At 63.5% G+C, this 5,217-nt stretch carries 9 protein-coding genes; 7 read left to right on the plus strand and 2 right to left on the minus strand.

The window, feature by feature from the left end; genetic code table 11:
* A partial coding sequence (locus B3H86_RS08875) for an HK97 family phage prohead protease (RefSeq protein WP_349679852.1) occupies positions 1-375 on the plus strand: 375 nt, incomplete at its 5' end.
* Between the two features lie 12 nt (positions 376-387).
* Here the strand turns inward: B3H86_RS08875 and B3H86_RS08880 are convergent.
* Together B3H86_RS08880 and B3H86_RS08885 are read right to left on the minus strand one after the other, a co-directional pair.
* Positions 388-786 carry an acyl-CoA thioesterase gene (locus B3H86_RS08880; RefSeq protein ID WP_292053070.1) on the minus strand — a complete coding sequence of 133 codons (399 nt, stop codon included), beginning with the start codon at positions 784-786 and terminating at the stop codon, positions 388-390.
* Between the two features lie 305 nt (positions 787-1,091).
* On the minus strand, positions 1,092-1,718 hold the full coding sequence (locus B3H86_RS08885) for a hypothetical protein (protein WP_292053072.1): 627 nt from the start codon (positions 1,716-1,718) through the stop codon (positions 1,092-1,094).
* Between the two features lie 320 nt (positions 1,719-2,038).
* Here B3H86_RS08885 and B3H86_RS08890 point away from each other — a divergent pair, with 320 nt between their 5' ends.
* The 6 genes from B3H86_RS08890 (at position 2,039) to B3H86_RS08915 (ending at position 5,196) form a co-directional block, all read left to right on the plus strand.
* Complete coding sequence (locus B3H86_RS08890) at positions 2,039-3,265, plus strand: phage major capsid protein (protein WP_292053074.1); 1,227 nt, start codon at positions 2,039-2,041, stop codon at positions 3,263-3,265.
* Positions 3,266-3,502: 237 nt separating this feature from the next.
* Positions 3,503-3,769 carry a head-tail connector protein gene (locus B3H86_RS08895; protein WP_292053076.1) on the plus strand — a complete coding sequence of 89 codons (267 nt, stop codon included), beginning with the start codon at positions 3,503-3,505 and terminating at the stop codon, positions 3,767-3,769.
* Positions 3,770-3,797: 28 nt separating this feature from the next.
* A complete protein-coding gene (locus B3H86_RS08900) occupies positions 3,798-4,100 on the plus strand; it encodes a phage head-tail adapter protein (protein WP_292053078.1) in 303 nt (100 codons plus the stop codon).
* Positions 4,097-4,498, plus strand: a complete 402-nt coding sequence (locus tag B3H86_RS08905; RefSeq protein WP_292053080.1) for a DUF3168 domain-containing protein — start codon at positions 4,097-4,099, stop codon at positions 4,496-4,498. Before B3H86_RS08900 ends, B3H86_RS08905 begins: the two co-directional genes overlap by 4 nt.
* A complete protein-coding gene (locus tag B3H86_RS08910) occupies positions 4,499-4,909 on the plus strand; it encodes a phage major tail protein, TP901-1 family (protein WP_292053082.1) in 411 nt (136 codons plus the stop codon).
* Between the two features lie 8 nt (positions 4,910-4,917).
* Positions 4,918-5,196: a GTA-gp10 family protein gene (locus tag B3H86_RS08915; RefSeq protein WP_292053083.1), complete on the plus strand. Its 279-nt coding sequence runs from the start codon at positions 4,918-4,920 to the stop codon at positions 5,194-5,196.
* Positions 5,197-5,217 lie beyond the last annotated feature (21 nt).

Genomic DNA, 5,217 nt, shown 5'->3' on the forward strand with positions numbered 1-5,217 from the left:
GTGGCGGACCTGAACGGTGATGTGGTGCATCGTGGAGCCTTTGCGGACAGCTTGGCACGGACCGGAGCCGAGGGCGTTCGCATGCTGTGGCAGCATGACGGGCGCGCCGTGATCGGGCGCTGGGAGCGGATGACCGAGGACGAGCGGGGACTGTTCGTCGAGGGCTTTATCGGGGACTGGTCAGCGGATGCGCGGATGGCCAAGGCAGTGTGCAAGGCGGGCGCGGTGGACGGCCTGTCCATCGGGTTCCGCACGGCGCGGGCGCGCAAGAGCGGGCGCTTGCGGGTTTTGAGCGGGGTCGGGCTGTGGGAGGTGTCGGTGGTGACGTTTCCGGCGTGTCCGGGCGCGCGGCTGAGGGTGGCGAAGCGGAACTAGTCGAGGCGGGAGCTAAGCCAGAAGGGCGCGGAAGGTATCGCTTAAGGGGGCTGATTTGCCGTTGATGGCGCGGACGTAGGTTAGGGTGATTTCGGTCAGCTCTGTGGTGTCGCGGCGGACGGTGACCGACAGGGTGAAGCTGGAGGTGCCGATGCGGGTGGGCTGGACCGTGCAGGTGAGGAGGTCGTCCGCGCGGGCGGGGGCTTTGAAGCTGAGGTGGGCGTCGACGACGTAGAGCTGGAAGAAGTCTTCGATGTCGGAGCCGAGGACGCCGAGGTGACGGAAGTATTCTGTGCCAGCGGCGTCGGCATAGACGAGGTAGTTGCCGTTGAACACAACGCCCTGTGGGTCGGCCTCGCTCCAGCGGACGCGGATCGGGGTGGAGAAGGGCTTCTTTTCGGCTTGGCTCATGGTGACGACGGAAGTCCTGTTATGAAAGTAACGAGACTATCGGTTGTTTGGCCGACCGCAAGACCTACTTGGTGATGGCTTTGAGCACGGTTTGCCGATGGGAAATGCCCGATGCGACAAGGCGTTCTATGAGGAAGGCGGCGTATTCGGGTGCTGGATCGGGGGACGTTCGAGCCGGTTACGTGCGCAAGGCGATGGAGCGCGACAGGATGTCGATCGCCGCATGGCTGACTTCAGGAGCGATACGGTGAGCCACCCAGCCAAGAAACTTGGGGGCTTATGGAACGGATGATTTTCGTTTGTCGCTATGAAAGCCGGGGCAAGGATTCGGGCGCTGAAGGCTCTTCGCCAATACGATAGGCATCGTAGAGGCGGCGGTATTGGCGGCGGATAAGGACGATTGTGGTCAGTATGAAGCCGGCAATGAAGCTGTAGGTGATCACGGCGGCGGACTGCGAGAAGACGAGCCAGACCTGCAACGGCAGAATGAGCACAAATACCAAAACTACGAGAAATCTGTCGGTTATCCGAAGGATCGCGCCGAGCCTTGGATAGGGTAGGGGGCGGCCGAGGATGCGGATAAGAGCCTGGAACCGGGGCGGAATGGTCGAAAACTCGGGCAGGAGGGGGAGTGGCTCGCGGTTGATGTCGTTCAGGGTGCCGGACGTGGCGAGCTGAAGAGGGTTACGGTTACCGGACTGAGGTGGATTGGGCGTGTGACGTGCGGTGAGCGCGTATTTGGGATTGTGCAGAAGCAGCATGGCGCAAAAGAAGCCGAGCAATGCCACAGACGGTTCTTTTGCCCAAACGAGATAAAGACCAAAGCCGAATATGAGCACCAAACCTTGCCAAATTGGCTGAAGGACTAGGTTGGGCCAGTTGAGGCGGTGGTACTGGCGTGGTTTGGGGGAGGCGCTGTCCATGATGGACATACTATTTGCATACCATCGATACGCAAATAGGGCAGTGGTTTTAGCGGCCAGGGCGGGATGGCGACGAGCGCTTAAGAAACCTGCCCGCGAGGGATACCTCTGGATATCGAGTTTCAATCTAAACTGTCGCAATAACTATCGGTACAAGAAGAAGAATTAGTCTTGTGTACCAACATAAAATAGCACTGGTCCAAAGAAGCTACGCGGCGGGGCGCAGAAGTTCTCGACGCCAGGATGCTGCCGGGATGGTGGTGCGTGGCCTCGAAGCGCTCAACATAAGCGCAAAAGTATCCGCATAGCGCGGGTTTTAAGGAGAAAAGATGAAAGAGATCAAGACCGTGTCGGGTTCGCCCGAGGCGCGCGAAGTCGTGCGCGAAATGATGGTGGCGTTTGAGGCGTTCAAGGATGCCAATGACGAGCGTATGGCGCAGATCGAGAAGAAAGCAGCCTCCGATGCGCTGCTGGAGGAGAAGGTCGCGCGTATCGATCAGGCTGTGGCCGCGGCGCAGGCGCGTCTGGATCGTCTGGCGAGCGAGGCGCGTCGTCCTGTCTTGGGGGAGGGCGGTGAGTTTGTGGCCTCGGCGCCGGAGGCCAAGGCGGCGTTTGATGGCTATCTGAAGACGGGCTCGGTGGCTGGCCTTGAGGTGAAGGCGGGTCTGTCGTCGGGGGCGTCGTCGGGTGGCTATGTCGTGCCGCCGGAGACGGAGCGTGCGATCGAGCGCCGTCTGCTGGCCGTGTCGCCGATGCGCGAGATTGCGTCTGTGCGCACGGTGGCCAGTGGTGTGTTCAAGAAGCCGGTCTCGACGGCGGGTGTGGCTGCGGGTTGGGTGGCCGAGACGGATGCACGTCCGGAGACGGATCCGGCGACGCTGGCACTGCTGGAGTTTCCGGCGGCGGACCTTTACGCCAATCCGGCGGCGACGCAGGCCCTGCTGGATGACGCCTTGGTCGATCTGGACGAGTGGCTGGCGGGCGAGGTCGAGGATGCCTTTGCCGCGCAGGAAACCACGGCCTTTGTGACGGGTAATGGCGTCAACAAGCCCAAGGGCTTTCTGGCCTATGACACGGTGGCCGACAGCGCGCATGTCTGGGGCAAGATCGGCTTTGTGGCCAGTGGTGGTGCGTCGGGTTTTGCCAGCTCGGCCCCTGTGGATAAGCTGATCGATCTGATCTATGCGCCCAAGGCCCAGTACCGCGCCAACGGGCGTTTTGTGATGAACCGCAAGACGCTGTCGGCTGTGCGTAAGTTGAAGGATGCGGACGGCAACTATGTCTGGCAGCCGGCGCAGCGTCTGGGCGAGGTTTCGTCGGTGATGGGCTATCCGGTGACCGAGATCGAGACCATGCCGGATATTTCGGCGAACAGTCTGTCGATAGCGTTCGGTGACTTCCAGCGCGGGTATCTGATTGTTGATCGTGCGGGGGTGCGTGTGCTGCGTGATCCGTTCACGGCCAAGCCGTATGTGCTGTTCTATACGACCAAGCGTGTGGGCGGCGGCGTGCAGAACTTTGATGCGATCAAGGTGATGAAGTTTGCGGCTTCATAAAGTGCCCTAGCGCAAACGCCGCGGGCGTTTGCTGCTTGAGGGCGCCCGCCGGAGGCAGGAGGCCGCGTCGGGAGGCCCCGTGAGGGCCGACGAGCGCGGCTAAGCGTAAAGCGATGACAAAGGGCGGTCCGTGTGGGCCGCCTTTTGTCGTTGTGGGTGGTTTTTGAGGGGGGACCCTCATCCGGCCCTTCGGGCCACCTTCTCCCATAGGGAGAAGGAAAACAGGAAAGGGGCGATATGGCAGCCGTGGTGACGCTGGCGGAGGCCAGGGTGTTTTTGAGGGTGGAGCATGGGGCGGAGGATGGGTTGATCCAGACTCTAATCGATGCGGCCAAGGCGCGGGTGGAGGGGGAGGTGGGGTTGAGCCTGACTTCGACCTCGCCCGCGCCGTTGCGGCTGGCGGTGCTGATGCTGGTGCTGAGGGCCTATGAGCGCGGGGAGGCGGCGATGGATGTAGCGCCGATCGAGGCGTGGATTGCGCCTTATCGCGTGGTGCGTCTGTGAGGCGGATCAGCGACGAACGAAAGCAAAGATGATGAAGGTGCTGGCGGGTGTTTTCCGGCCTGTGGAGACGGTGACGGCGCAGGGCGGTCGGGCGGTTTTCCATGAGGCGATGGGGCAGGTCTGGCTGAAGGCGGGGGCGCGGCGTCGTGCTGAAAAAGGCGAGGCGGGGGCTGTGGTCGTGTTGGAAACCATGAAGGCCGAGGCGCGGGCCGATCCGAGGCTGGAGGAGGGTTTGCGCCTGAGGTTTTCGGGGGCGGACTGGAAGGTCTTGGTCGTGGACCAGACGCTGAAGGCGGGCCGGATGATGCTGGAACTGGAGCGGGTGCGATGAGCGATGTCGCGGGGGGTCTGGTGAAGGCGGTGGTGTCGGCGTTGGTAGCAGATGCAGGTGTGCAGGCTCTGCTGGGTGATCCGGTCAGGGTGTTTGATGCGCCGCCGAAGGGGGCGGTTGCGCCCTATCTGCTGGTGGGGCGGGGCGTTGAGGTGCCGTTGAAGGCCGAGGGCGGCGGGGCGGAGGTGTCGCTGTCGCTGAGCGTGGTGAGCCGTTTTGCCGGACAGGAAGAGGCGCGGGCCGTGGTGGCGGCGGTGCGTGATGGGCTGGACGGACTGGCGGTGTCGGAGGGCGGCGTGACGGGTGTCGTGCGGGTGCGCGGGACCGAGGTTTTTGCAGGTGCTGACGGGCGCGGGGCCTATGGGGTTTTGCGTCTTCGAGCGGTGATGGAGGGATAGATGGCGGTGCAGAGCGGGCGTGACATGCTGCTGAAGATTGCGGGCAGCGGCGGGGCTTTTGTGACGGTAGCGGGCCTGAGGGCGCGGACGATTTCGCTGAATGCCAAGACGGTGGATGTGACCGATGGCGATAGCTCGGGACGCTGGCGTGAGCTGTTGGCGGGGGCGGGCGTGAAGTCGGCGGCGGTGAGCGGGCAGGGGATTTTCCGGGATGCGGCGTCGGATGCGCTGATCCGCGAGGCCTTCTTTGAGCAGTCGGCCAAGCGTTGGCAGTTGGTGGTGCCGGACTTTGGTGTGCTGGAGGGGCCGTTTCTGGTGAGCGCGCTGGAATACGCGGGCGAGCATGAGGGCGAGGCGAGTTTTGCCCTGTCGCTGGCCAGTGCGGGTGCGGTGGAGTTTTCGGCGCTGTGATCAATGCGGTGAGGGGTGAGGTCGCGGTCGAACTGGCGGGGGCGAGGCGCAGGCTTTGTCTGACGCTGGGGGCACTGGCGGAGATGGAGGCGGGGCTGGGTGTGGTTGGCATGGAGGCGCTGGCGCAGCGTGTGGCGCGAATGTCGGCGGGGGATCTGATGGTGGTGCTGGTGGCCTTGCTGCGGGGCGGCGGCGAGGTTGAGTTGGCGGACGGTTTGGCGCTGGCAGCGGTGGAGCCGAAAGCGGCGGCCGAGGCTGTGGCGGCGGCGTTTAGGGCGGCGGTGTGACGGGTGACATCTGGGGCGCGA

The sequence above is a fragment of the Brevundimonas sp. UBA5866 genome (assembly GCF_002432125.1).
Lineage (GTDB): Bacteria > Pseudomonadota > Alphaproteobacteria > Caulobacterales > Caulobacteraceae > Brevundimonas.

Bases quoted from the DNA above. Each gene is read 5' to 3' on its own strand.
- B3H86_RS08880 (WP_292053070.1), bottom strand. From the start codon at position 786: ATGAGCCAAGCCGAAAAGAAGCCCTTCTCCACCCCGATCCGCGTCCGC.
- B3H86_RS08885 (WP_292053072.1), bottom strand. From the start codon at position 1,718: ATGTCCATCATGGACAGCGCCTCCCCCAAACCACGCCAGTACCACCGC.
- B3H86_RS08890 (WP_292053074.1), top strand. From the start codon at position 2,039: ATGAAAGAGATCAAGACCGTGTCGGGTTCGCCCGAGGCGCGCGAAGTC.
- B3H86_RS08895 (WP_292053076.1), top strand. From the start codon at position 3,503: ATGGCAGCCGTGGTGACGCTGGCGGAGGCCAGGGTGTTTTTGAGGGTG.
- B3H86_RS08900 (WP_292053078.1), top strand. From the start codon at position 3,798: ATGATGAAGGTGCTGGCGGGTGTTTTCCGGCCTGTGGAGACGGTGACG.
- B3H86_RS08905 (WP_292053080.1), top strand. From the start codon at position 4,097: ATGAGCGATGTCGCGGGGGGTCTGGTGAAGGCGGTGGTGTCGGCGTTG.
- B3H86_RS08910 (WP_292053082.1), top strand. From the start codon at position 4,499: ATGGCGGTGCAGAGCGGGCGTGACATGCTGCTGAAGATTGCGGGCAGC.